The 24,597-nt window shown below is 61.1% G+C and carries 23 protein-coding genes and 1 pseudogene; 10 read left to right on the top strand and 14 right to left on the bottom strand.

Translation table 11 applies throughout. The features are described 5' to 3' along the window. Window positions 1-68 precede the first annotated feature (68 nt). Window positions 69-911 (bottom strand): pca regulon transcriptional regulator PcaR, encoded by an 843-nt coding sequence (pcaR, locus tag HU749_RS07875; RefSeq protein ID WP_014336961.1) that lies wholly within the window; start codon window positions 909-911, stop codon window positions 69-71. Between the two features lie 580 nt (window positions 912-1,491). Here pcaR and HU749_RS07870 point away from each other — a divergent pair. Beyond that, window positions 1,492-1,692 carry a hypothetical protein gene (locus HU749_RS07870; protein WP_003184509.1) on the top strand — a complete coding sequence of 67 codons (201 nt, stop codon included), beginning with the start codon at window positions 1,492-1,494 and terminating at the stop codon, window positions 1,690-1,692. Window positions 1,693-2,057: 365 nt separating this feature from the next. After that, window positions 2,058-3,533 carry an inorganic phosphate transporter gene (locus HU749_RS07865; RefSeq protein WP_041475774.1) on the top strand — a complete coding sequence of 492 codons (1,476 nt, stop codon included), beginning with the start codon at window positions 2,058-2,060 and terminating at the stop codon, window positions 3,531-3,533. Between the two features lie 164 nt (window positions 3,534-3,697). On the opposite strand, the gene ccoM is transcribed toward HU749_RS07865, so the two are convergent. The 3 genes from ccoM to HU749_RS07855 all read right to left on the bottom strand — a co-directional run bounded on the left by ccoM (window position 3,698) and on the right by HU749_RS07855 (window position 4,556). Then, window positions 3,698-3,814, bottom strand: coding sequence for a cytochrome c oxidase subunit CcoM (gene ccoM / locus HU749_RS29395; RefSeq protein ID WP_014336959.1), 117 nt, complete (start codon window positions 3,812-3,814; stop codon window positions 3,698-3,700). Between the two features lie 144 nt (window positions 3,815-3,958). Next, window positions 3,959-4,120: a hypothetical protein gene (locus HU749_RS07860; protein ID WP_095963529.1), complete on the bottom strand. Its 162-nt coding sequence runs from the start codon at window positions 4,118-4,120 to the stop codon at window positions 3,959-3,961. A gap of 94 nt (window positions 4,121-4,214) precedes the next feature. Next, window positions 4,215-4,556, bottom strand: a complete 342-nt coding sequence (locus HU749_RS07855; protein WP_014336958.1) for a hypothetical protein — start codon at window positions 4,554-4,556, stop codon at window positions 4,215-4,217. A gap of 229 nt (window positions 4,557-4,785) precedes the next feature. Between HU749_RS07855 and rapA the strand changes: the two genes are divergently transcribed. Continuing rightward, window positions 4,786-7,632, top strand: coding sequence for an RNA polymerase-associated protein RapA (gene rapA / locus HU749_RS07850; RefSeq protein ID WP_186651921.1), 2,847 nt, complete (start codon window positions 4,786-4,788; stop codon window positions 7,630-7,632). A gap of 1,074 nt (window positions 7,633-8,706) precedes the next feature. Here the strand turns inward: rapA and HU749_RS07845 are convergent. The 4 genes from HU749_RS07845 to HU749_RS07830 all read right to left on the bottom strand — a co-directional run bounded on the left by HU749_RS07845 (window position 8,707) and on the right by HU749_RS07830 (window position 12,742). Further along, window positions 8,707-9,549, bottom strand: coding sequence for a cache domain-containing protein (locus tag HU749_RS07845; protein WP_186651922.1), 843 nt, complete (start codon window positions 9,547-9,549; stop codon window positions 8,707-8,709). Window positions 9,550-9,785: 236 nt separating this feature from the next. After that, window positions 9,786-10,658 carry an ATPase gene (locus HU749_RS07840; protein WP_079303571.1) on the bottom strand — a complete coding sequence of 291 codons (873 nt, stop codon included), beginning with the start codon at window positions 10,656-10,658 and terminating at the stop codon, window positions 9,786-9,788. Window positions 10,659-10,764: 106 nt separating this feature from the next. Then, window positions 10,765-11,757: an NAD-dependent epimerase/dehydratase family protein gene (locus tag HU749_RS07835; protein WP_003198621.1), complete on the bottom strand. Its 993-nt coding sequence runs from the start codon at window positions 11,755-11,757 to the stop codon at window positions 10,765-10,767. An 85-nt stretch (window positions 11,758-11,842) separates the two neighbouring features. After that, on the bottom strand, window positions 11,843-12,742 hold the full coding sequence (locus tag HU749_RS07830; RefSeq protein WP_046065664.1) for a LysR family transcriptional regulator ArgP: 900 nt from the start codon (window positions 12,740-12,742) through the stop codon (window positions 11,843-11,845). 97 nt (window positions 12,743-12,839) lie between these two features. On the opposite strand from HU749_RS07830, the gene HU749_RS07825 reads away from it, so the two are divergent. From HU749_RS07825 to HU749_RS07810, 4 genes are all read left to right on the top strand, one after another. Then, the gene (locus HU749_RS07825; protein WP_186651923.1) at window positions 12,840-13,442 is read left to right on the top strand and encodes a LysE/ArgO family amino acid transporter; all 603 of its coding nucleotides are present in this window, start codon (window positions 12,840-12,842) and stop codon (window positions 13,440-13,442) included. A 175-nt stretch (window positions 13,443-13,617) separates the two neighbouring features. Further along, the gene (locus tag HU749_RS07820; RefSeq protein WP_046065662.1) at window positions 13,618-14,214 is read left to right on the top strand and encodes a superoxide dismutase; all 597 of its coding nucleotides are present in this window, start codon (window positions 13,618-13,620) and stop codon (window positions 14,212-14,214) included. 294 nt (window positions 14,215-14,508) lie between these two features. Beyond that, a complete protein-coding gene (locus tag HU749_RS07815; RefSeq protein ID WP_046065661.1) occupies window positions 14,509-16,560 on the top strand; it encodes a putative bifunctional diguanylate cyclase/phosphodiesterase in 2,052 nt (683 codons plus the stop codon). A 178-nt stretch (window positions 16,561-16,738) separates the two neighbouring features. Next, window positions 16,739-18,082, top strand: a complete 1,344-nt coding sequence (locus HU749_RS07810; RefSeq protein WP_079303569.1) for an imelysin family protein — start codon at window positions 16,739-16,741, stop codon at window positions 18,080-18,082. Between the two features lie 221 nt (window positions 18,083-18,303). Here the strand turns inward: HU749_RS07810 and HU749_RS07805 are convergent, their stop codons facing one another. From HU749_RS07805 to HU749_RS07795, 4 genes and pseudogenes are all read right to left on the bottom strand, one after another. Then, window positions 18,304-19,539 carry an RNA polymerase sigma factor gene (locus tag HU749_RS07805; RefSeq protein WP_079303568.1) on the bottom strand — a complete coding sequence of 412 codons (1,236 nt, stop codon included), beginning with the start codon at window positions 19,537-19,539 and terminating at the stop codon, window positions 18,304-18,306. Between the two features lie 8 nt (window positions 19,540-19,547). Further along, window positions 19,548-19,673: pseudogene (locus HU749_RS29185) on the bottom strand (polyketide cyclase); the annotation flags it as partial. Window positions 19,674-19,700: 27 nt separating this feature from the next. Then, window positions 19,701-20,045: a YciI family protein gene (locus HU749_RS07800; protein ID WP_003198606.1), complete on the bottom strand. Its 345-nt coding sequence runs from the start codon at window positions 20,043-20,045 to the stop codon at window positions 19,701-19,703. A 67-nt stretch (window positions 20,046-20,112) separates the two neighbouring features. Then, complete coding sequence (locus tag HU749_RS07795) at window positions 20,113-20,547, bottom strand: YybH family protein (RefSeq protein ID WP_046065657.1); 435 nt, start codon at window positions 20,545-20,547, stop codon at window positions 20,113-20,115. A 144-nt stretch (window positions 20,548-20,691) separates the two neighbouring features. Between HU749_RS07795 and HU749_RS07790 the strand changes: the two genes are divergently transcribed. Both HU749_RS07790 and HU749_RS07785 read left to right on the top strand, forming a co-directional pair. Beyond that, window positions 20,692-21,177, top strand: coding sequence for a GNAT family N-acetyltransferase (locus tag HU749_RS07790; RefSeq protein ID WP_079303567.1), 486 nt, complete (start codon window positions 20,692-20,694; stop codon window positions 21,175-21,177). A gap of 35 nt (window positions 21,178-21,212) precedes the next feature. Further along, window positions 21,213-21,818 carry a pyridoxamine 5'-phosphate oxidase family protein gene (locus tag HU749_RS07785; protein WP_079303837.1) on the top strand — a complete coding sequence of 202 codons (606 nt, stop codon included), beginning with the start codon at window positions 21,213-21,215 and terminating at the stop codon, window positions 21,816-21,818. Between the two features lie 11 nt (window positions 21,819-21,829). Here HU749_RS07785 and HU749_RS07780 read toward each other — a convergent pair whose 3' ends face one another. After that, the gene (locus HU749_RS07780) at window positions 21,830-22,318 is read right to left on the bottom strand and encodes a GyrI-like domain-containing protein (protein WP_079303566.1); all 489 of its coding nucleotides are present in this window, start codon (window positions 22,316-22,318) and stop codon (window positions 21,830-21,832) included. An 80-nt stretch (window positions 22,319-22,398) separates the two neighbouring features. Beyond that, window positions 22,399-23,061 carry a LysE family translocator gene (locus tag HU749_RS07775; RefSeq protein ID WP_041475770.1) on the bottom strand — a complete coding sequence of 221 codons (663 nt, stop codon included), beginning with the start codon at window positions 23,059-23,061 and terminating at the stop codon, window positions 22,399-22,401. A gap of 208 nt (window positions 23,062-23,269) precedes the next feature. Here HU749_RS07775 and alaC point away from each other — a divergent pair, with 208 nt between their 5' ends. Beyond that, on the top strand, window positions 23,270-24,487 hold the full coding sequence (gene alaC / locus HU749_RS07770) for an alanine transaminase (protein ID WP_014336943.1): 1,218 nt from the start codon (window positions 23,270-23,272) through the stop codon (window positions 24,485-24,487). Window positions 24,488-24,597: the final 110 nt, after the last annotated feature.

Raw genomic sequence — 24,597 nt, 5'->3', positions numbered from 1 at the left:
CGACATTAATGAGGGCAGGCAAATACCGTCAATTCATCGCCGCCGACTGTGTGCGTTTATCGAACAGCTTAAGTGAACAGCTGCGCGCTCAAGTCGCGACTGGCCCCCAGCAGGCCTGGCAGGAAACGCTGTTCCAGCTCATTGCGGCTGACCCGTCCGGCATGGGTACTGACGTTGAGTGCCGCCACCACCTGGCCGGAAGCGTCGTACACCGGCACGGCAATCGAACGCAGGCCCTGTTCCAGTTCCTGGTCGACGATGCACCAGCCTTGCTGCCGTACCTGTTCCAGGCATTCGAGCAATGCCTCGGGGGTATGCAAGGTGCGGCTGGTCTTGGCTTGCAGGTCGGCGTGGTCGAGGTAGTCGCGCAACGAAGCATCATCCAGGGCCGCCAGGAGAATCCTGCCCATTGAGGTGCAGTAGGCTGGCAGGCGCCCGCCGACCGACAGATCCACCGAAATCAGGCGCTGGGTGGTGGCTGACCGGGCGATATAGAGGATATCGTCGCCTTCAAGCGTGGCCATGTTGCAGGCTTCGTGCAGTTGCTCGCTCATGCGGTCCAGGTACGGCTGGGCAGAAACAGCCAAAGGCGTCGAGGACAGATAGGCGTGCCCCAGCGTCAGCACTTTGGGCAGCAGCGAATAGGTGCGTCCGTCCGTGGTGGCGTAGCCGAGCTTGATCAAGGTATGCAGGCAACGTCTGACGGCGGCGCGAGGGATTTCCGTGCGATGGCTGATCTGGGCGATGGTCAGGTGCCGCTTGCGCTCCTGGAAGGCCTGGACCACAGCCAATCCGCGGGCCAGGGACGTCATGAAATCAGGATCGCCGGTCAGGGCCTGGATCCGCTTGGCCGGCGAAGCGACGATCGGTGGCGCGACTGAAGTGAAAGCATTGCGCAATTGGTCGTTCATGTCTGGTCCTTCCCCGGGAATGACGGCTATTACAAGCGGCTGCCTGACGGACAGACAAGGGTCGGACCGCCAACAGTGTTCGATTATCGAACCAGCAACCGATAATCGCAATCCCGCCAGCCATCATGGATTTGCCAGCCGTCGAACGCTCGATAACAAGTTGAGCAAGAGTGACAAGCGATTTGACGGAAGGGGTGGCCAATATTGAACTTGTCGCCTTGAAGGGCATCAGGATACCTGCACTAGCAGGCATCTTCTGAAACCTGATTGACACAAGTTTGCACATACAAACATCAATTCACACAAACAACAGGCCCTTCGAATTTTTCCCGATAGTGTTATTCAGCTGGACCGCTATAATGCAATTCAGCGACGGTACGGCCAATCGACCGCTCCCGTACGCCGGCACCTTTGGTTAATACCGTGGCGCCCGAAGCAACTCTAGGGTCGCTTCCCCTGTATTGGCAACAACACGAAGCCCTGATGCTACGTCAGCTGTCAGCTCTGGTGCCGTGGCCGTCTGCATGTTCTGCATGCAGTGCGTATCACCAGATTCAATTTCAATTAATTAGGTAAAACTGTGACGAAAGACGAACTGCGCGCGGAACTTGAGCGCCAGGAACAACGTTACAAGGAAGTTTACGGCGGGGAAGTCACCACCTACGCCGCGCAACCTGAACCGGAACGCAAACCCTGGCGTAAGCGCGCCACCGTTCAGGACCAGGCCTTCACCCAGGAACTCCAGAAAATGGAAAAAGAACTCAAAGCCGAAGAGCAATGACGCTCTGGGCCTGATGTTCTTGTGAAGAGGTCTCCGGCCGCCACCCAGACCGGAAACCGTAGCGCACGCCCGCCATGAGCGGGCCGCCATCCGTCCCCGTCCGACGGCCGGGAAGGGTCATGGCCGACCGCCTTTTCAGATATTTCATACAACCGCGTGAGGCGTCCGTCAGTGGGCGGCGATCCTGTTCGGGTGCGCTTTGCGCTACCTAATCAAAGGGTTACGCACCCCGCGGAAAACCTCGCCCCAGAGGCTTTCCTGCAAATTATTTCGTTGAAGAATGTTACCGATGAGCAGGCAATGCATCGATTACCGAGGTTTTCTGGCATAATCGCGCCCCCTTATGACCGGGTCAGAAAACCTTCATGATCGATTTATTCAGCGGACTGGATGCTTGGGTGCTTGTGAGCCTCTTGCTCGCCCTGGCTTTTGTCCTCGCCTTCGAGTTCATCAACGGCTTTCATGACACCGCTAACGCGGTTGCCACTGTTATCTACACCAAAGCCATGCCGCCTCATCTGGCGGTGTTCTTTTCCGGCGTGTTCAATTTCCTCGGCGTGCTGCTGGGTGGTGTGGGGGTGGCGTATGCCATCGTTCACCTTCTGCCCGTGGAACTGCTGATCAATGTGAACACCGGACACGGGCTGGCCATGGTGTTTTCGCTGCTCGCAGCGGCCATTACCTGGAACCTGGGCACCTGGTACTTCGGTATCCCGGCGTCCAGTTCCCACACGTTGATCGGCTCGATCCTCGGCGTGGGCCTGGCCAACGCGTTGATCAACGATATTCCGTTGGCCGACGGGGTGAACTGGCAGAAGGCGATCGATATCGGCGCCTCCCTGGTGTTCTCGCCCATGGCCGGTTTCCTGATCGCCGCCCTGGTGCTGATCAGCCTGAAATGGTGGCGTCCGCTGTCGAAGATGCACAAGACGCCGGAACAGCGCCGCCAGATCGACGACAAGAAGCACCCGCCGTTCTGGAACCGCCTGGTGCTGGTGATCTCGGCCATGGCCGTCAGCTTTGTCCACGGTTCCAACGATGGTCAGAAAGGTATCGGCCTGATCATGCTGGTGCTGATCGGTATCGTGCCGGCGCAGTTCGTACTCGACCTGGGCAGCACCACCTACCAGATTGAGCGGACCCGTGACGCGACCCTGCACCTGAGCCAGTTCTACCAACGCAACAGCGAGTCCCTGGGTGAATACCTGGCACTGGGCAAAAGCGTGAAAGGCGATCTGCCAGAGAAATTCCGCTGCAACCCGCAGCAGACAGAGCCGACCATCAACGCCCTGCTCGACACGCTCAAAGGCGTGGCGGACTACCATTCGCTGCCGTCGGAACGACGCATCGAGGTTCGTCGCTACCTGCTCTGCCTGGACGACACGGCGAAGAAGGTCGGCAAGCTGCCAGGCCTGGCAGCCCGTGAAAAAGACGACCTGAACAAGCTGCGCAAGGACCTGACCGCCACCACCGAATACGCCCCGTTCTGGGTGATCCTGGCAGTCGCCCTGGCGCTGGGCCTGGGCACCATGGTCGGTTGGAAGCGTGTGGTCCTGACCATCGGCGAGAAGATCGGCAAGCAAGGCATGACCTACGCCCAGGGCATGTCGGCGCAGATCACCACCGCGTGCATGATCGGCATGGCGAACATCTTCAGCCTGCCGGTTTCCACCACCCACGTCCTGTCCTCGGGCGTGGCGGGCACCATGGTCGCCAACAAGAGCGGCCTGCAAGGTGGCACCGTCCGTACCATCCTGCTGGCCTGGGTGCTGACCCTGCCGGCGACGGTAGCGCTGTCCGCCGCGCTGTTCTGGCTGGCGTCCAAGGCCCTAGGCAGCTGATTCCAGCGGCTCAAAAAAGAAGGTGCGACCCTTGCGGCTCGCACCTTTTTTTATGCCCAACGCTCACACAGTTGTTTTGTGTCAAGCAGGGGAAATTTGCCCAAAAAAAAAGGGCGACCGAAGTCGCCCAAAATGCCTTGCGTGCTCGTTGTAACCGGAAAGACCTACGGTTTTTTGCGCTTGTGTGCGTCTTTCCAGATGAATAATCCAAAGCCTGCGAAAAATACGACCATGAGGCCAACCGTCAGCACTCCGGCAAACACCACATTATCGAAAAACATGACTGGCCTCCTGGTCTTGCCCCTGTTGCGATGGGTTCAAGTTAACCAATCAGGCCTGGATGAAAATTGACCGGGGTCAATAACGCCCGCAAGCGGGCGAAAAGGTGGGGAAATAACTGATCTGCATCAATGGATCGAGGGGGTTCAGCGCTTTTTCGGTTTGTTTTTCGACTTTTTCTTGGTCTTGCCCAACGGCATGGCCTGCTCGAAAGCCTGACGGACTTCATTGAGGCGTTTTTCGTTGAGGTCGTGAACGCGCTTGGCGCGTTCGGCACTGAGGTCGATCAGCTTGTCGTCTTGGCTCATGGCGTGTGGGCATCATGCAGTGAATTGCGGATGCACCCATGATGCGGGCTGTCGGCGGCATTGACCAGCCTGCGTACGTCGGCAAACACCTGAATCAGATCTGGATATCGACCCACAAGCCCTGGCGCGACTCGTCGTCTATCAGCGGCACCACCGGCACGGTGTTGTCGGCGTTGAGTTCGGTGCCCGGTACGGCCAGGTGTTCTTCAGGGTCTTCATCGGCCTCGCGGTGGCGCTTGTCACGCTCCTGCCGGCGACGCTGCTCCTCGCGCAACAGCAACGCGGCCTCTTCCGGGTCGCGGTTTTTCAGGTCGATGGTGCTTTCGTTGGAGCTTTGCTGCACCGGGACCACGGGCGGTATGTCCGGTCGCTGGCGAACCGGATCCTGTTGAGCGGTGACGGGTACGGCGCTCAAAGGGAGCATGGGTGGCAACATAAAGGTCTCCTGTCTTCAGGTTGTCGGCTGGGAAAGTGGCAGCTTGAACCGCCGGTCCGAAACTTGTGACCCAGTTGGCATTGCAGCGATCCCCGGGGCCAAGCTTGTTTGATTCCTGGGCAAGCTTAAGTTCCGTGCCACCGGTAATGAATCAGCGTACGTAAATCCTTTGGTCTGAAGGATCCTTCCGTTAAGATAACCGGCTTTTTCAAGGCGGGAGTCAGGCAGCATGGCGCAGCAGTATCAACCGGGGCAACGCTGGATCAGTGACAGCGAAGCCGAGCTGGGTTTAGGCACCGTTCTGGCACAGGACGGCCGCTTGTTGACCGTGCTCTATCCGGCCACTGGCGACACTCGCCAGTACGCGCTACGGAATGCGCCGCTCACCCGTGTACGGTTTTCGCCGGGCGATGTGATCACTCACTTCGAAGGCTGGAAAATGACCGTGCGCGAAGTCGATGACGTCGATGGGCTGCTGGTCTACCACGGCCTCAACGGGCAGAACGAAGTCGTCACCCTGCCCGAAACCCAACTGTCGAACTTTATCCAGTTCCGCCTGGCGAGCGACCGTCTGTTCGCCGGCCAGATCGACCCGCTGGCGTGGTTCTCCCTGCGCTACCACACCCTGGAACACACCAGTCGCCAGTTGCAGTCTTCGCTTTGGGGCCTGGGCGGCGTCCGCGCCCAGCCGATTGCCCACCAATTGCACATTGCCCGGGAAGTGGCCGACCGCATTGCGCCGCGGGTGTTGCTGGCGGACGAAGTGGGCCTGGGCAAGACCATCGAGGCCGGCCTGGTCATCCACCGTCAGTTGCTGTCCGGCCGCGCCAACCGCGTCCTGATCCTGGTACCGGAAAACCTCCAGCACCAGTGGCTGGTGGAAATGCGCCGGCGCTTCAACCTGCAGGTCGCGCTGTTCGACGAAGAACGCTTCATCGAAAGCGATGCCAGCAACCCGTTCGAAGACACGCAACTGGCCCTGGTGGCGTTGGAGTGGCTGGTGGACGACGAGAAGGCCCAGGACGCGCTGTTCGCCGCCGGCTGGGACCTGATGGTGGTCGACGAGGCCCATCACCTGGTGTGGCACGAAGACCAGGCCAGCCCGCAATACGCCCTGGTCGAACAACTCGCCGAGACGATCCCGGGCGTGCTGCTGCTGACCGCGACCCCGGAACAACTGGGCCAGGACAGCCACTTCGCCCGCCTGCGCCTGCTGGACCCGAATCGCTTCCACGACCTCAAGGCCTTCCGCGCCGAGAGCGAAAACTATCGCCCGGTGGCCGAAGCCGTGCAGGAGCTGCTGGACAAGGGCCGTCTCTCGCCTGAGGCCCACAAGACCATCCACGGCTTTTTGGGCAACGAAGGCGAAGCCTTGCTGACCGCCGTCAATGATGGCGATGTCGAAGCCAGTGCCCGCCTGGTACGTGAGTTGCTGGACCGCCACGGCACCGGCCGCGTGCTGTTTCGCAACACCCGCGCCGCTGTGCAGGGCTTCCCCGAACGCAAGCTGCATGCCTACCCGCTGCCGTGCCCGGACGAATACCTCGAGCTGCCCCTGGGCGATCACCCCGAGCTGTACCCGGAAGTCAGCTTCCAGGCCCAGCCGGACGCCAGTGAAGAAGAGCGCTGGTGGCGTTTCGACCCGCGGGTCGAGTGGCTGATCGACACCCTGAAGATGCTCAAGCGCACCAAAGTACTGGTGATCTGTGCCCACGCCGAAACCGCCATGGACCTGGAAGACGCCCTGCGCGTGCGTTCCGGCATCCCGGCCACGGTGTTCCACGAAGGCATGAATATCCTGGAACGCGACCGCGCGGCGGCCTATTTCGCCGACGAAGAGTTCGGTGCCCAGGTGCTGATCTGCTCGGAAATCGGCAGTGAGGGCCGCAACTTCCAGTTCGCCCATCACCTGGTGCTGTTCGATCTGCCGGCGCACCCGGACTTGCTGGAACAACGCATCGGTCGTCTGGACCGGATCGGCCAGAAACACACCATCGAACTGCACGCGCCGTACCTGGAAACCAGCCCGCAAGCGCGGCTGTTCCAGTGGTATCACGAAGCGCTGAATGCCTTCCTCAACACTTGCCCGACCGGCAACGCCTTGCAACACCAGTTCGGCCCACGCCTGCTGCCATTGCTGGAAGAAGCCGACGATGGCCAGTGGCAAGCGCTGATCGACGAGGCCCGTACTGAACGCGAGCGCCTGGAAGCCGAGCTGCACACCGGTCGCGACCGTTTGCTGGAGCTCAACTCCGGGGGCGCCGGTGAAGGCGATGCGCTGGTGGAAGCCATTCTTGAGCAGGATGACCAGTTTGCCCTGCCGATCTACATGGAAACCTTGTTCGATGCCTTTGGTATCGACAGCGAGGACCATTCGGAAAATGCGCTGATCCTCAAGCCGAGCGAAAAAATGCTCGACGCCAGCTTCCCGCTGGGCGACGACGAAGGCGTGACCATCACCTACGACCGCAACCAGGCGCTGTCGCGCGAAGACATGCAGTTCATCACCTGGGAGCACCCGATGGTGCAAGGCGGCATGGACCTGGTGCTGTCCGGGTCCATGGGCAACACCGCCGTGGCGCTGATCAAGAACAAGGCCCTCAAGTCCGGCACCGTGTTGCTGGAACTGCTCTACGTCAGTGAAGTGGTCGCCCCGCGCTCGCTGCAACTGGGCCGCTACCTGCCGCCGGCCGCCCTGCGCTGCCTGCTGGACGCCAACGGCAACGACCTGGCCGCCCGGGTTTCGTTCGAAACCTTGAACGACCAGCTCGAAAGCGTACCCCGTGCCAGCGCCAACAAGTTCATCCAGGCCCAACGCGACCTGCTCACACCACGGATCAATGCCGGCGAAGAAAAGATCGCCCCGCGTCACGCCGAGCGCGTGGCCGAGGCCCAGCGTCGCCTGGCCGCCGATACCGACGAGGAACTGGCACGCCTGACCGCCCTGCAAGCGGTCAACCCGACCGTGCGCGACAGCGAACTGGTAGCCCTGCGTCAACAGCGCGAGCAAGGGCTAGCGATGCTTGAGAAGGCGGCGTTGCGTTTGGAGGCGATTCGGGTGTTGGTGGCGGGCTGAGTTCTGCTGGGGTTGCGCTGTGGTGGTTTTATCGGGTGTATATCCGTTGCTGCGGTAACGGCGGCTGGCGGTTCCGCTCTTACAGCGGGTCACTTTTGGAAGAGCGCCAAAAGTAACCAAAAGCGCTTCAGCCCCACCACTTGGTGCCTCGCTTAGGCTCGGCATGCCCGAACGAAGGCATTGCTCCGTGGGCCCGCCGCGAAGGGCCATCCATGGCCCAGCGCGGCTATCCCGGCATCCATGCCGGGATGCCCACTGCGCAATGCCTGCGTTCGGCCAGCGTGGTTAACGGGGCGCTGAGATCAACGTCCACCGCGAGGCGGCCTAGTAGCCGACCTGGCTCTCCCGGTCGTACACCCATCAGATCTGTGTGAGCAAAGCTTGCTCGCGATGGGGCCAGTCAGCTCAACATCCATGTGACTGAACCACCGCCATCGCGAGCAAGCTCGCTCCCACATCCAATTTCAGCGAACACAAAATTTATATTCAACACAGAACCACTGTGGGAGCGAGCCTGCTCGCGAAGAGGCCAGCACATCCAACATTTTCATCGACTGGAGCACCGCCTTCGCGAGCAGGCTCGCTCCCACATGGATTTTCGGCAGCCACAAGATGCCCAGACGCCGCAGAACCCTGTGGGAGCGGGCTTGCTCGCGAAGGCGTCGGTACCATCCAACATCATTGCAAACTGATCCACCGCTTTCGCGAGCAAGCCCGCTCCCACAGGAAAAACGCGGTCTCACCAAGAACCAGGTCGGCTATCAGGCCGCCTCGGTTTTGTTTTTGATCTGGGGCGCCCCATTAACCACGCTGGCTGAACGAAGGTATTGCGCAGTGGGCATCCCGGCATGGATGCCGGGATAGCCGCGCTGGGCCATGGATGGCCCTTCGCGGCGGCCCACGGAGCAATGCCTTCGTTCAGGCATGCCGAGCCTGAGCGAGGCACCGAGTGGTGGGGCAAAGCGCTTTTGGTTACTTTTGGCGCTCTTCCAAAAGTGACCCGCTGTAAGAGCGGAACCCTAAGTAGCCGTTACCAAAGAAACGGATATACACCCAAAACCCAGCCCTAACCCCTCAAGGACTGTAATACCCCACCGCCACCAGAAAATGCCCAACCTTCTTCAAGTACGCATGCTTGTCCTCGACCTTGCCAGTCACCGGGTTCTTCCAGCGATACTCAAACTCCCCCACGTCCTGCTTGCCGATCATGGCCAGGATCGGCTCGCCCACCGGCTTGCCCTCCGGATCCTTGACCTTGGCGAAATCGGTATTGATCAAGCGCAGGTTGGTGCCATGGCCAACATAGCGCCGGGTATTGAGGTCAACGACAAAGACATACAGGTCATCCTGCAGATAACCGCCCTTGAGGGAATTGACCGCCGTCAGCGTGGCTTTCTCGTTTTTCAGCAGATCACTCGAGGCCTTGTCCAGCAACGCCCTGGCCTGTTCGGCGGAAGCCCGTGGCAGGTAGTAGCCGACGGCCAGGATTCGTTCGCCGACGCGCTGGAAATACACATGCTTGCGCTCGACCTTGCCGTCCGCCCAGTTCTGCCAACGGTACTCGGCTTGCTGGATGCCGCTGGCCTCGGGAGTTTTCAAGGCGTCCTTGAAGGCTTTGCGCAGGTCCGGGCCCAGCACTTCGGACACGTCTCGCCCGATCAATGCCGAGGAAGGCCCGCCGCTGGCGAGCATCACACCCTGGGTATCCACCACGAACACATAGCGATCCTTGTCGACGAATTCCCCCTGGCGACTGAAGGCGGCAAAGGCTTTGTCGCCGTTGTCGTGGTAATAGGCCAAGGCCTTTTCCAGCAGCGAGCGGGCCGCCTGGCCGTCATCCGGCGTCGCTGCCTGAACCGGTGCCAGCCCCAGCACAAGCATTGCGCCCAGCCAGGCCATCCTGTGAAAAAAAACCATATGCGCGCCCCTCGTTCTTGTTGGTGTTTCAAGAGCGTAGACGGCGTGGGGTGATGTTGGAGTATTCAGGGAATTGCTAGGGAGCCGGGGGAGTCAGTGGGTATGGTTATTGACTGAGGTGGCGCCATCGCGAGCAAGCTCGCTCCCACACTGGACAGCATTTCCTGTGGGAGCGAGCTTGCTCGCGATAGCGGCGGCACATTCAGAATCGCTATCGCGAACAAACGCCCACAGGCTTATTGAGCTCCAGCGCGGAGTTGCTGCTGCAAGTTCTGGATCTGCGCTTGCAAGGTGTTGATGTTGCGAGTGACCTGGCCGCGGAAGGCGTCGAACTCGGCAGTGTTGCCGTTATCCTGCTGGCTCTTGAGCACGATCACGTCCTGCTCCAGGCGTTCGATGGCCGAGTTGGAGGTGGCTCTTTTCAGGGCGGTGATGTCGGCACCGATACTCTTGAGCTGGGCATCCAGGGCACCACCCTCGCCCTGGTTTTTCAGGGCGGTCACTTCAGCCGCCAGCGTCTTGACCTGGGCTTGGAGCTCCTTGTTGGAAGCTTGCAACTGAGTGTTGGTGTTCTGCTGTTCAGTGGCCTGGGCAATGAGCTGGGCCAGTTCCTTGTCCAGGTCGGCGGACGGACCGAAGGTCGCTTGCTGTTGCTTGTACTGCTCCAGCAGTTTGCTGTCGAATTGTTTGCCCTGATCCTGCAACTTGCTTTCCAATTGCTTGATCTGCAGTTTCAAGGCCTCACTGTCGCTCATCACATTGGACTGGCCGGCGACGACCTTGCCGGAAAACTCCTGCAGGCGTCCCGCCGCATCTTCACTGATCCGCGCGAAGCTTTCCTGGGTGGCCACCAGTTGCTGTTCCATCAGGGAAATCTGCTGGAAGCTCCACCAGGCCAGGAAACCGAACGCACACAGCAGCGCGCCGACCAATGCCCACAGAGGCCCGGTGCTCGGCCCCTTGACCTTGGCCGCGGCAACGGGCGCCGGGCGCGCTTGCACGTGAGGCTGGCGGTTGGGCAGGAAATCATCGTCATCGGGAATGTCGGCCCGCATCCGCAGGCTCGGTACATCATCGAAGTCGTCGTTGGCATCGTTACGCATGGGCATGGTTCAACCTTTGGGAAACCGGTGATGGCTTGATTCGGCGAGTATAACCCCCTCGCCCGCCGCACCGATTGACCCCAAACCCGGCACTCGGTTCATGACGGGGCGATCAGCGGGCACTTTGGACCTTCCACCAGGCACAAAATTCATCAAGGGCGGTCCACAAGCTGACCTGCGGATCATAATCGAGATAATGCCGGGCCCGGCTGATGTCCAGGGTGAAATTCTTGTTCATGACCTGCATGCCCAGGCGCGACAGCGTCGGTTCGGGGCGGCCCGGCCACAATTTGCAGAAACCTTCATTCAGGGCGGCGACACTGTAAGCCAAGCCGTAGGAACGATAACGCCGGACCTGTGGGACTTCCATCTGGCGCATCACATAATTGACCACATCCCACAGCGGAACCGGTGCCCCGTTGCTGATGTTGTAGGCCTTGCCCAAAGCCGAATCGGTAGCCAGCAGGCTGCTGAGCAGCGCTTCATTGAGGTTTTGCACGCTGGTGAAATCCACCTTGTTGAGCCCGTTGCCGACAATCGCCAGGCGCCCCTTGCGCTGCATTTTCAACAAACGCGGAAAAATGCTCATGTCACCGGCACCGGTCACGAAACGCGGGCGCAGGGCCAACACTTCGAGGCCGAACTCCTGGGCGCCGAAGACTTTCTGCTCGGCCAGGTACTTGGTGGCCGCGTAAGGGTGCTTGAAGCGCTTGGGCACTTGTTCTTCGGTCAACCCAAGGTGGTCACGACCGTCGAAGTAGATGGACGGCGAGGACAGATGAACCAGGCGACGAACCTTCTGCTTGAGGCAGGCCTCGACGACATTTTCCGTGACCTGGACATTGCCCTGGTGGAAATCCTGGTAGCGGCCCCAGAGCCCCACGGAGCCGGCGCAGTGGACCACGGCCTCGACATCCAGGCACAAATCCCGGGCCAGCAGCGGGTCGCTCAGATCCCCTTGGACAAACTGTGCACCGCGACGCACCAGGTGTTCCACGCTCTCGGCCCGGCGACCGTTGACCCGTACATCCAGGCCTTGCTCCAGGGCGAAACGCGCAAAGCGCCCGCCGATGAAGCCGCTCGCGCCGGTGACCAGAATTTTCATGAATGCTCCTAAGAAATGCGGTTACGAGCCTCGCGCTACAACCTGCAAATTTATCTGTGCGCCGCTTTTACCTGCAGCTTGACGTCTACGGCGCCTCCCAAGGCACCAGCCACTGCCGGGAGGCGCGGATCAACTGTTCGGTCAACAAGCCAAGCAACTGCCCGCCATTGCGCCAATGATGCCAGTACAGCGGCACATCGATCGGTTTATCTGCCAGCAATTCCACCAGCACGCCGCGCTCCAGCTGTTCGCGCGCCTGCAGCTCCGGCACGAGCCCCCAGCCGAGCCCGACTTCAGCAAGACGAATGAAACCTTCGGACGAGGGGCACAGATGGTGCTCGAAACCGCCCTCCACGCCCACGGACGCGAGGTAGCGGTGCTGCAGGAAATCATCCGGGCCAAACACTAATGCCGGCGTACGGGCCAGTTGATCGGCCCGCACGCCGCCGGGGAAATGCCGGGCGATGAACCCCGGGCTGGCCAGCGCCCGGTAACGCATCGCCCCCAGCAACACGCTGCGGGCGCCAGCCACCGGGCGTTCGCTGGCGCAGACACATGCCGCCACTTCACCGGCGCGCATGCGCTTGAGGCCAACGGTCTGGTCCTCCACCACCAAGTCGAGCAACAGATGCTGCTCGGCGCAGAAATCGCCCACGGCCGCCGCCCACCAAGTCGCCAGGCTGTCGGCATTCAGGGCGATACGCAGCCGTTCGGGCAGGCCCTCTTCATCCAGGGCCGGCACCAGGCTTTGCAGGTCGCGCTCAAGCAGACGCACCTGTTGGACGTGATTGAGCAGCCGTCGGCCGATTTCCGTTGGTGCGGGCGGCGTGACACGCACCAGCACCGGCTGGCCGACCCGCGCCTCCAGCAGCTTGATCCGCTGGGAAATGGCCGATTGCGACAAACCCAACACCTGGGCCGCGCGCTCGAAACCGGCCTGCTCGACCACGGCAGCCAGGGCAGAGAGCAATTTGTAATCGAACATCAGTTTTCCTAATGAGCAATCAGCAGGATTGGTTTTTCTTATACAGCTTGCCACTGGAGAATGGCCAGCATTCAGGTATCGATGGGGAGTAAAAATCATGTGGCAAAGTTATGTGAACGGACTGCTGGTGGCCCTCGGGCTGATCATGGCCATCGGCGCGCAGAACGCCTTCGTACTGGCCCAGAGCCTGCGCCGCGAGCATCACTTGCCGGTAGCTGCGCTGTGTATCACCTGCGATGCACTGCTGGTGGCCGCTGGCGTGTTCGGACTGGCAACGCTGCTGGCCCAGAGCCCGATGTTGCTGGCAATTGCCCGCTGGGGTGGCGCAGTTTTCCTGCTCTGGTACGGCAGCCAGGCGTTGCGTCGGGCCTGCTTGAAGCAAAGCCTGCAACGAGGTGAAAACCAGGCCGTGCGCTCGCTGCGGGCGGTGCTGCTCAGCGCCCTGGCAGTGACGCTGCTCAACCCCCACGTCTACCTCGACACCGTGCTGCTGATCGGTTCCCTCGGTGCCCAGCAGAGCGTGCCCGGCGCCTATGTCGTGGGCGCGGCCAGTGCCTCGCTGCTGTGGTTCTTCACCCTGGCCTTCGGCGCTGCGTGGCTGGCACCCTGGCTGGCTCGTCCCAGCACCTGGCGGATCCTCGACCTGCTGGTGGCGGTGATGATGTTTACCGTGGCGGTGCAATTGATCGTCAACGGCTGATTATTCCAAACCGCTCTGGAACCTCTATTCCACACAGTTGTTGCGTGGTTATGCCGCACCCCCGGTGCTATGATCCGACTCCTGCGCCGCAAAGAGTACAAACTCCCCGGCGCTAGTCTGGCCGCCCGTGATCGGCCTTGCGCTCACCGCACCTGACCTGATTAGGAGAATCACCATGGCTTTCGAATTGCCGCCGCTGCCCTATCCACACGATGCACTGCAGCCGCACATCTCCAAAGAGACTCTGGAATACCACCACGACAAGCACCACAACACCTATGTCGTGAACCTGAACAACCTGGTGCCTGGCACCGAGTTCGAAGGCAAGACCCTGGAAGAAATCGTCAAGACTTCCTCGGGCGGTATCTTCAACAACGCCGCTCAGGTCTGGAACCACACCTTCTACTGGAACTGCCTGGCGCCAAACGCCGGCGGTCAACCAACCGGCGCGCTGGCTGAAGCCATCAACAATGCCTTCGGTTCGTTCGACAAGTTCAAGGAAGAATTCAGCAAGACGTCCATCGGCACCTTCGGTTCCGGCTGGGGCTGGCTGGTGAAAAAGGCTGACGGTTCCCTGGCCCTGGCCAGCACCATCGGCGCCGGCAACCCGCTGACCAGCGGCGACACCCCGCTGCTGACCTGCGACGTCTGGGAACACGCCTACTACATCGACTACCGCAACGTTCGTCCGAAATACGTCGAAGCGTTCTGGAACCTGGTCAACTGGAAATTCGTCGCCGAGCAGTTCGAAGGCAAAGCCTTCACCGCTTAAGCGCCGATGCCAGACAAAAGAACCCGGCACCGTGCCGGGTTTTTTTTGCCGGGCAAAAATGACCGCAGGCAAAATACCTCGCGTCTGGAACCCAAGAAAAAATCCCTGGAGGCCTCAAGTTGCGGCGCCTTCCAACCGACACAATGGTCGTAGAGCAATCACTCTGGAAAAAACGTACATCGGTCAGGTTTCAAGCGAAAACCCTTGTGTTTGATTGTCCCTTTGACTGACATCACAGGATTGCCAATACTCATGGCAACTTGACGCTACCCGCACGGAACAAGGAACCACTCTTTGAAGCTGGAACTCAAGAACAGCTTGTCTGTGAAGTTGCTCCGGGTCGTGCTCCTCTCGGCATTGATCGTTGGCATGGTCTTGAGCTGCGCCCAGATCGTGTTCGATGCCTACAAAACCAACCAGGCCGTCGCCAGTGACGCCCAGCGGATCCTCGACATGTTCCGCGATCCTTCGACCCAGGCCGTCTACAGCCTGGACCGGGAGATGGGCATGCAAGTGATCGAGGGCCTGTTCCAGGACGAAGCCGTACGCATGGCTTCCATCGGCCATCCCCGCGAAACCATGCTCGCCGAAAAAACCCGGCCCTTGCAGCACTCCGAAAGCCGCTGGCTGACCGACCTGATCCTGGGCAAGGAACGCACGTTCACCACGCAACTGGTGGGACGCGGCCCCTATAGCGAATATTACGGTGACCTGAGCATTACCCTCGACACCGCTACCTACGGCCAGGCCTTCATCGTCAGTTCGGTGATCATCTTCATTTCCGGGATGCTGCGGGCCTTGGCCATGGGCCTGGTGTTGTACCTGGTCTACCACTGGCTGTTGACCAAGCCGTTGTCGCGGATCATTGAGCACCTGACCGAAATCAACCCTGACCGCCCCAGCGCACACAAGATCCCGCAGTTGCGCGGCCACGAGCAAAACGAGCTGGGCCTGTGGATCAATACGGCCAATCAACTGCTCGAATCCATCGAGCGCAACACGCACCTGCGCCACGAAGCGGAAAACAGCCTGCTACGCATGGCCCAGTACGACTTCCTCACCGGCCTGCCCAACCGCCAGCAGCTGCAACAGCAACTGGACAAGATCCTGGTGGACGCCGGGCGCCTGCAACGCCGGGTGGCGGTGCTGTGTGTGGGGCTGGATGATTTCAAGGGCATCAACGAACAGTTCAGCTATCAGACCGGCGACCAGCTGCTACTGGCCCTGGCCGATCGGCTGCGGGCCCACAGTGGTCGGCTCGGCGCACTGGCGCGACTGGGGGGCGACCAGTTCGCCCTGGTCCAGGCCGACATCGAACAGCCTTACGAGGCCGCCGAACTGGCCCAGAGCATTCTTGATGACCTGGAAGCGCCGTTCGCCATCGACGATCAGCAAATCCGCCTGCGGGCCACCATCGGCATCACCCTTTTCCCCGAGGATGGCGACAGTACCGAGAAGCTGTTGCAGAAAGCCGAGCAGACCATGACCCTGGCCAAGAGCCGCTCGCGCAATCGCTACCAGTTCTACATTGCCAGCGTCGACAGCGAGATGCGTCGCCGTCGCGAACTGGAAAAAGACTTGCGCGAGGCCCTGGCCCGCGAGCAGTTCAGCCTGGTGTACCAGCCACAGATCAGCTACCGCGACCTGCGAGTGGTGGGCACCGAAGCCCTGATCCGCTGGCACCATCCCGAGCACGGCCTGGTGCCACCGGACCTGTTCATTCCCCTGGCCGAGCAGAACGGCACCATTATCGCCATCGGTGAGTGGGTGCTGGACCAGGCTTGCAAGCAACTGCGCGAATGGCACGACCAGGGCTTCCTCGACCTGCGCATGGCAGTCAACCTGTCGACGGTGCAACTGCACCACGCCGAACTGCCGCGGGTGGTGAACAATCTCCTGCAAATGTACCGGCTGCCGCCGCGCAGCCTGGAACTGGAAGTCACCGAGACCGGCCTGATGGAAGACATCACCACCGCAGCCCAGCATTTGTTGAGCCTGCGCCGCTCCGGAGCGCTGATTGCCATCGATGACTTCGGGACCGGCTATTCGTCCTTGAGCTACCTCAAGAGCCTGCCGCTGGACAAGATCAAGATCGACAAGAGCTTCGTCCAGGACCTGCTCGACGACGAGGACGACGCAACCATCGTCCGGGCCATCATCCAGTTGGGCAAGAGCCTGGGCATGCAGGTCATTGCCGAGGGCGTCGAGACGGTCGAGCAGGAAGCCTACATCATCGCCGAGGGCTGCCACGAAGGTCAGGGGTATTACTACAGCAAACCGCTGCCGGCACGGGAATTGGGCGCTTACCTGAAGCAGGCCGAGCGCAGCAAGGTTTCCATCATCTGATTTCTCTCCTGGGCGCCAAGCCCCTGTAGGCGCTGTCGAAAGGCAGCGACCCACATCATTAAATAAGAAATATTTACAACCATAACCCTTTACACATAATGCAAATCTTTCGCATTATGTCGCAGTTTTTGCGCACCCTCGCGCCTGTCCCATCCATCACCGAAGCAGGATGTTCGCCATGATTCGTATGCCCCTGGCTACCGCCAGTCTGCTGGCCATCGCTATTTCCCTCGCCGGTTGCGGCGAAGGCAAAGACAAGGCCGCCGCGCCGCAAGCGCCAACGCCTGCCGCCAGCACCGCGGCACCGGTCGCCCCTGCTGCTGCCGGCAAAGTCGACGAAGCCGCCGCCAAGGCCGTTGTCGCGCACTACGCCGACATCGTCTATGCCGTCTACAGCGATGCCGAATCCACGGCGAAAACCCTGCAAACCGCCGTCGACGCGTTCCTGGCCAAGCCGAACGCCGAGACCCTGAAAGCCGCCAAGGCTGCCTGGGTCGCCGCACGCGTGCCTTACCTGCAAAGCGAAGTGTTCCGCTTCGGCAACACCATCATCGACGACTGGGAAGGCCAAGTGAACGCCTGGCCGCTGGACGAAGGCCTGATCGACTACGTCGACAAATCCTACGAGCACGCCTTGGGTAACCCGGGCGCCACCGCCAACATCATCGCCAACACCGAAGTCCAGGTCGGCGAAGACAAGGTCGACGTCAAAGACATCACTGCGGAAAAACTCGCCGGCCTGAACGAGCTGGGCGGTTCCGAGGCCAACGTCGCCACCGGTTACCACGCCATCGAATTCCTGCTGTGGGGCCAGGACCTCAACGGCACCGGCCCGGGTGCCGGCAACCGCCCGGCGTCCGACTACCTGGAAGGTGCCGGCGCCACCGGTGGCCACAACGACCGTCGTCGTGCCTACCTCAAGTCCGTGACCCAATTGCTGGTCAACGACCTGGAAGAGATGGTCGGCAACTGGAAGCCGAACGTGACCGACAACTACCGCGCCACCCTGGAAGCCGAGCCAGGCGAAAGCGGCCTGCGCAAGATGCTGTTCGGCATGGGCAGCTTGTCCCTGGGTGAACTGGCGGGCGAGCGCATGAAGGTGTCCCTGGAAGCCAACTCGCCAGAAGACGAGCAGGATTGCTTCAGCGACAACACCCACAACTCGCACTTCTACGATGCCAAGGGCGTGCGTAACGTGTACCTGGGCGAATACACCCGTGTAGACGGCACCAAGATGACCGGCGCGAGCCTGTCGTCCCTGGTCGCCAAGGCCGATCCGGCCGCGGACACCGCGCTCAAGGCCGACCTGGCCGACACCGAGGCCAAGCTCCAGGTCATGGTCGATCACGCCAACAAGGGTGAGCACTACGACCAACTGATCGCCGCCGGCAACACCGCTGGCAACCAGATCGTGCGCGACGCCATCGCCGCACTGGTCAAGCAGACCGGTTCGATCGAACAGGCTGCGGGCAAACTGGGCATCAGCGACTTGAACCCGGACAGCGCTGATCACGAGTTCTGATCAACGCCGGCTGGCTGAAAAGGCGACCTTCGGGTCGCCTTTTTGTTTGAGACCGTCGGCTCAGGGACATATGGATAACTCTGTGGCGAGGGAGCTTGCTCCCGCTGGGGTGCGCAGCAGCCCCACCCCGATGTAACTGACACACCGCAGGGGGGCCGCTTCGCGGCCCAGCGGGAGCAAGCTCCCTCGCCACAAGGACATGCTCGGCTATCCTTCGGCCATTACTGCAACCCGACAAGCCTGGCTTCAATAAACCGCCGTTCCGGCAATTGCTGCGTCAACTCAAGCGCGCGTCGATACGCCGCCCTCGCCTCGTCCAATCGTCCCAGTTGACGACAGAACTCCGCCTGCGCCGAGTAGGCCAGGTGATAGTCGAGTAATTCCCCACGCCCCAGGATCGCCTCGACCAGGCGCAAGCCGACTTCCGGTCCGTCGCGCTTGGCCAGGGCAGCGGCGCGGTTGAGTTCGATCACTGGTGACGGCACGGCCCGCAACAACACATCATAAAGCCCGACGATCTGCGGCCAATCGGTCTCCTGCGCCGTCGGTGCTTCGGCATGCACCGCCGCAATCGCCGCTTGCAGGCAGTACGGCCCGAATCGCCGGGTTTTCAGCGCAGCTTCCACCAACGTGCAGCCCTCGGTGATCAGCTCGGCGTCCCACAAGGATCGATCCTGTTCATCCAGCAGGATCAGTTCACCGGTCGATGACGTTCGCGCCGGGCGCCGGGACTCGTGCAACAGCATCAACGCCAGCAACCCCATGACCTCAGCCTCGGGCAGCAACTCCATCAGCAGGCGCCCGAGGCGGATGGCTTCGCGCGTCAGGTCTTCGCGGGTCAGCTCGGCGCCCATCGAGGCCGAATAACCTTCGTTGAACACCAGGTAGATCACCCGCAGCACGCTGTCCAGCCGTTCCGGCAGTTCCGCGCGGGACGGCACTTGGTAGGGGATCCTGGCATCGCGGATTTTCGCCTTGGCCCGCACGATACGCTGGGCAATCGCCGTCGGGGCGGCAAGGAAAGCCCGGGCGATTTGCTCGGTGGTCAGGTCGCAGACTTCCCGCAGCGTCAGGGGCACCTGGGCATCCGCCGCGAGGGCCGGGTGGCAACAGGTGAAAATCAGCCGCAGGCGATCGTCTTCCACGTCTTCGTCACTCCACTGGCCTTGCTCCAGTGCTTCGAGCTGGGCGATCAACATCGGCCGGGACGCGGCGAAACGCGCACGCCGGCGCAAACTGTCGATGGCCTTGAAACGCCCGGCAGACACCAGCCAGGCCCGCGGGTTGTCCGGCACCCCGTCGCGCTGCCAGCGCTCGACCGCAATGAAGAAGGCCTCGTGCAAAGCTTCTTCGGCGAGGTCGAAATCCCCCAGCAGGCGAATCAACGTCGCCAGGATCCGCCGCGAGTCTTGCCGATAAACCTGCTCGACCCGCGCCTTGACCGCTTCGACCGACATCAGTCGGGCATGCCTTGGGGGCCCCACCCTTGGCCCCGTAAGGCCGGCTCGCTCCGGGCGCGGAAAATCCTCTGACGCCGGGCGTCGATCATTCGGCTGATGGATAACCCATAAGGGACAGCTGCAAGGTTCATGAATGAAGTCCTGTTTGTATTTGTTGTTCAGGGGTTCAGTTGGCGTACCGGTCGCACTTCGACGCAGCCGACCCGGGCCGCCGGAATATTGCCGGCGACCTGGATGGCTTCGTTGAGGTCCTTGGCATCGATCAGGTAGAAGCCCGCCAGTTGCTCCTTGGTTTCGGCGAACGGACCGTCGGTGATCGACAGCTTGCCGCCGCGCATGCGTACCGTGGTGGCGGTCTGCACCGACTCCAGAGCCTCGGCGGCCAGCATCCGCCCACTGCCCTGGATCGATTCGGCATAGGCCATGCACTCGGCGTCCTCCGGACTGTCGGGCGAGTTGTGCAGCGTGTGTTCGTTGCTATACACCAGGCATAGGTACTTCATGGAAGGCTCCGTGATCGGACTGATCAACTATGGACGGCAGAATGACGCTCAGCAAAAAAACCGACGATCAGGGCTGCAGGTCGAACAGCGCCGTACCGGCCATTGGGTCGAACGGTGCGGACCAATGTTCGTGGACGATCCGCCACTGCCCGGCTACACGCTGATAGCAGGCCGTCACGCGCATCCAGCAGGCCTGTTCCTCGCCTTTTTCGTTGGTGCCGCCGCAATAGGCCAGCCAGTGGGCGAAGGCGATGTTCTCGGCCGGGGTAATCTTGACCTGATGAAAGTCGAACTTGTGCGGGCCGGGGCACATCTCCATGCAGGCTTGCCAATGGGCCCGGTAGGCGGTCTTGCCCTTGAATTGCAAGGCCTGGATGGCATCGAACGAGACGATGTCTTCGTCATAGAGCGCCATGACCTTTTCGACGTCCTTGGCCATGACCGCTTGGCGATAGGTGTCGATCAGGGCCTGGATTTCGGTTTCAGTGACTTGGGTATTCATGGTGAATTCTCCGCAGTTTTTTTGTTGAAGACACCCTTTGTCGTTTGGAGAAACAGCGAATCGACAACCCAACAAAAATAATTCAAAGAAAAAAAAACGCTAGAATCCCAACCCTATTCTGCTGGCAGACAATGGACGTTTTTTGTGACCGCTCAGCTCGTACCCTACGAAGACCTGACCCCGCTGCAACGCGAACAGGTCAGCGCCATCGAAATCCACCCCGAACAGATCAAGTTCGCTGGCGATATCCACGGTGCCCTGCACATGCTGCTCTCCAGGCCCGGCCCCGGGGTCAAAGGGTTTGCGCTATTGGCCGAGGAGGTGCCGGTGGCGTTCCTGCTGCTCAAGCGCCCGCCGGTACTGCCCGCCTGGGCCAATGAACACAGCGCCACCCTGCATGCCCTGCAAGTCGACCACCGGGTCCAGGGCAAAGGTTATGGCAAGGCCTGCCTGCGGGCGCTGCCCGCCGTGGCGCTAGCCGCCTGGCCGGAAATCCGCGGGCTGGAGCTCTCGGTCGACGCCGATAACGACTCGGCCATCGGCCTGTACACCCGGCTGGGTTGGGTCGACAGTGGCGAAGCCTACAAGGGCCGCATCGGTTACGAGCGGCGAATGGGGTTGGCGTTCTGATGGACCTTGACCCATAGACTCAGGATGAATGGATGATGTTGACGTCGATTGAACAGCTGGAAGCGCTTTATGGCCTGCCCCACGAACGGGCAGTGCGCAAACAGATCCCCTTCCTGAACGAGGATTACCAGGCGATGGTCCGGGCCTCGCCCCTGGTGGTCATCGGTTCGGCAGGGCCCGACGGCCTCGATAGCTCGCCCCGGGGCGATGTGCCGGGTTTCGTGCAGGTCCTCGACGAACGCACCCTGGCCTTGCCAGACCGCCCCGGCAACAACCGCATCGACACCCTGCGCAACGTCCTGCACGATCCGCGGGTATCGCTGCTGTTCCTCATCCCCGGGATTGGCGAGACCTTGCGGGTCAACGGTACCGCCCGGATCAGCGCCGAACCCGCACTGCTGGAGCGTTTTGCAGTCAACGGCAAGCCGGCTCGCACGGTGCTGCTGGTGACGGTCGAAGCGGCGTTTTTCCATTGTTCCAAAGCCATCGTGCGCTCAGACCTGTGGAATCCAGCTCGCCATCTCGAGCGCTCGGCCCTGCCCAGCGCCGGAGCGATCCACAAGCGCTTGAATGATGGGCAGTTCGATGCCGAGACTTATGACCGTGAAGCACCTGCGCGGGTGCAGGCCAGCCTGTACTGAAGTAGCGACGATCAACTCGGCCTGAGCGGGATCCAGATCTCCAGGGTGCCTTCGCCGGTCCTGGGGTTGAAGTCCTCGCTGTAGCGCTCGAACTCCGGCAACTGCGCCGCTGTGTGACCGGAATGCGGCAGCCACTCGTCCCAGATGTATTGGAAGGTGTCCGGCAGTTGTTTCAACGGTCCCTTGTGTTCGAAGACGGCGTAATACCCCGGCTGGATTTCGATCCAGCGGTATTGTTCCGGCAGATCGTCGAGCCGGCTGATTTCCACGCCGGCAATGTATTCGAACCCACCCTTCCCGTCCGGGTTGCAACACACGCCGTAGGTCACTTCATCTTTCTGCCCTGGCACCTTGCCGAGCCAGGGCAGGAACTTTTCCCAGAGCAAAGGGATGTCCTGGGCGGTGTCCTGGGTGAACCGAGCACCAAAGCCGGCGATAAGCTGAAAACGTCCCTGTTCAAAGCGTGGTTGAGCTGTGTAATCGCGTTTGGGCTTTTCCATGCGGCAACACTCCAGCAAAACGTGAAGTCGGGTTTGGCAGTATAGAAGCCAAACCATGATTGCCAGGATCGTTTCGCTTGTCAGATGCCTGGCAGGGCGCTGGCGAGGGTCTTCCCTACAAACTCGTTGTAGCCAGAAACAATCACGTACACCGCGAAATAGCAGAAGATCGCGGCGGATGCCCAATAGGAGTAACGCAGCAGTTTATCCCCCAACAATTTGCCGCCCTGGGTTGCCGCCAGGCACAGGGCCGCGCACCACAACAACCCGGCGCAGAGAAAACCACTGAGGAACAGCGCCGAGCTGAGCAAGGTGCCACCACCCGAACGCGCGATCAGTGTGCCGCCCACCGCTGCGAACCAGAGGATGGCACTGGGCGATGACATGGCCAGGAAAATCCCGCGAAAGAACTCCTGGCGCGAGGAGTTGCCCTGCACCTCGCCGGCCTCGGCCAGCACGGCGCTGTGATAGATCGCCGAATGGATCATCTTCGCCGCGAAATACAGCAACAGCACCGAGCCACCGACCCACAGCACCCAGCGCACCGCTTCGTATTGCAGCAGCACGGTCATGCCGGCCAGGGCCAGGACGGCATAGACCAGATCGCCTACACAGGTGCCCAGGCCCAGGGCGAAACCCTGGAAGTAACCGCGCTGCATCGCCAGGGTGATCATCGCGATATTGGCCACGCCAATGTCCAGGCACAGGGAGAGACTCAGCAGGAAACCGCTGGAAAATTCCATCATTCATTCCGTTCGATTGGGGTACGGCGAATTCAACTGCCCGCAGCCGTCGTTGATGGCTGCGCGGCGAGGTCGACAGTGTCGTCGAAAATAGTTGCGCGCCGCTACTGGACAATCCGACATCCGCCCGATTATCTTGCGCCGCAGGCCACCGCAGTGGCCAACGTCGCTCGGACGGTTCCGGGCGCTCACGTATCTCGAGGCAACAATGGCCGAACAAGGTTCGCCGCGCCGCTTTGCGCGCATCGATCGACTCCCCCCGTACGTATTCAATATCACTGCCGAGCTGAAGATGGCTGCGCGTCGGCGCGGCGAAGACATCATCGACTTGAGCATGGGTAACCCCGACGGCGCCACGCCCCCGCACATCGTGGAAAAACTGGTCACCGTCGCCCAGCGGGAAGACACCCACGGCTATTCCACCTCCAAAGGCATCCCGCGCCTGCGCCGCGCCATTTCGCGCTGGTACAAGGACCGCTACGAGGTGGACATCGACCCGGAAACCGAAGCCATTGTCACCATCGGTTCCAAGGAAGGCCTGGCTCACCTGATGCTGGCGACCCTGGACCAGGGCGACACGGTGCTGGTGCCCAACCCCAGCTATCCGATCCACATCTACGGTGCGGTGATCGCCGGCGCCCAGGTGCGTTCGGTACCGCTGGTGCCGGGCGTGGATTTCTTCGCTGAACTGGAGCGGGCCATTCGCGGCTCGATTCCCAAGCCGAAGATGATGATCCTCGGCTTTCCCTCCAACCCCACCGCCCAGTGCGTGGAGCTGGATTTCTTCGAACGGGTCATCGCCCTGGCCAAGCAGTACGACGTGCTGGTGATCCACGACCTGGCCTACGCCGACATCGTCTACGACGGCTGGAAAGCCCCGTCGATCATGCAAGTGCCCGGCGCGAAAGACATCGCGGTGGAGTTCTTCACCCTGTCCAAGAGCTACAACATGGCCGGCTGGCGCATCGGTTTCATGGTGGGCAACCCGGAACTGGTCAACGCCCTGGCGCGGATCAAGAGCTACCACGACTACGGCACTTTCACCCCGCTGCAAGTGGCCGCCATCGCCGCCCTCGAAGGCGACCAGCAATGCGTACGCGACATCGCCGAGCAGTACCGCCAGCGCCGCAACGTATTGGTCAAGGGCCTGCATGAGCTGGGCTGGATGGTGGAAAACCCCAAGGCGTCGATGTACGTCTGGGCCAAGATTCCCGAGGCCTATGCCCACCTGGGCTCACTGGAGTTTGCCAAGAAGCTGTTGGCCGAAGCCAAGGTCTGCGTCTCGCCGGGGGTGGGGTTCGGGGAATATGGGGATGATCACGTGCGCTTCGCGCTGATCGAAAACCAGGACCGGATTCGCCAGGCTGTGCGCGGGATCCGTGGGATGTTTCGGGCCGATGGCTTGGTAAACAAACCTGGCGCCTGATACGAAACTCAATGTGGGAGCGGGCTTGCTCGCGAAGGCGGACTGACAGTCAACAAATAGGTTGAATGTTATATCGCCTTCGCGAGCAAGCCCGCTCCCACAGTTGTTTT

The organism is Pseudomonas ogarae, assembly GCF_014268695.2.
GTDB classification, from domain to species: Bacteria; Pseudomonadota; Gammaproteobacteria; order Pseudomonadales; family Pseudomonadaceae; genus Aquipseudomonas; species Aquipseudomonas kilonensis.
Note: the sequence above shows the minus strand (reverse complement) of the source record. Positions and strands in the feature narration are given on the sequence as shown.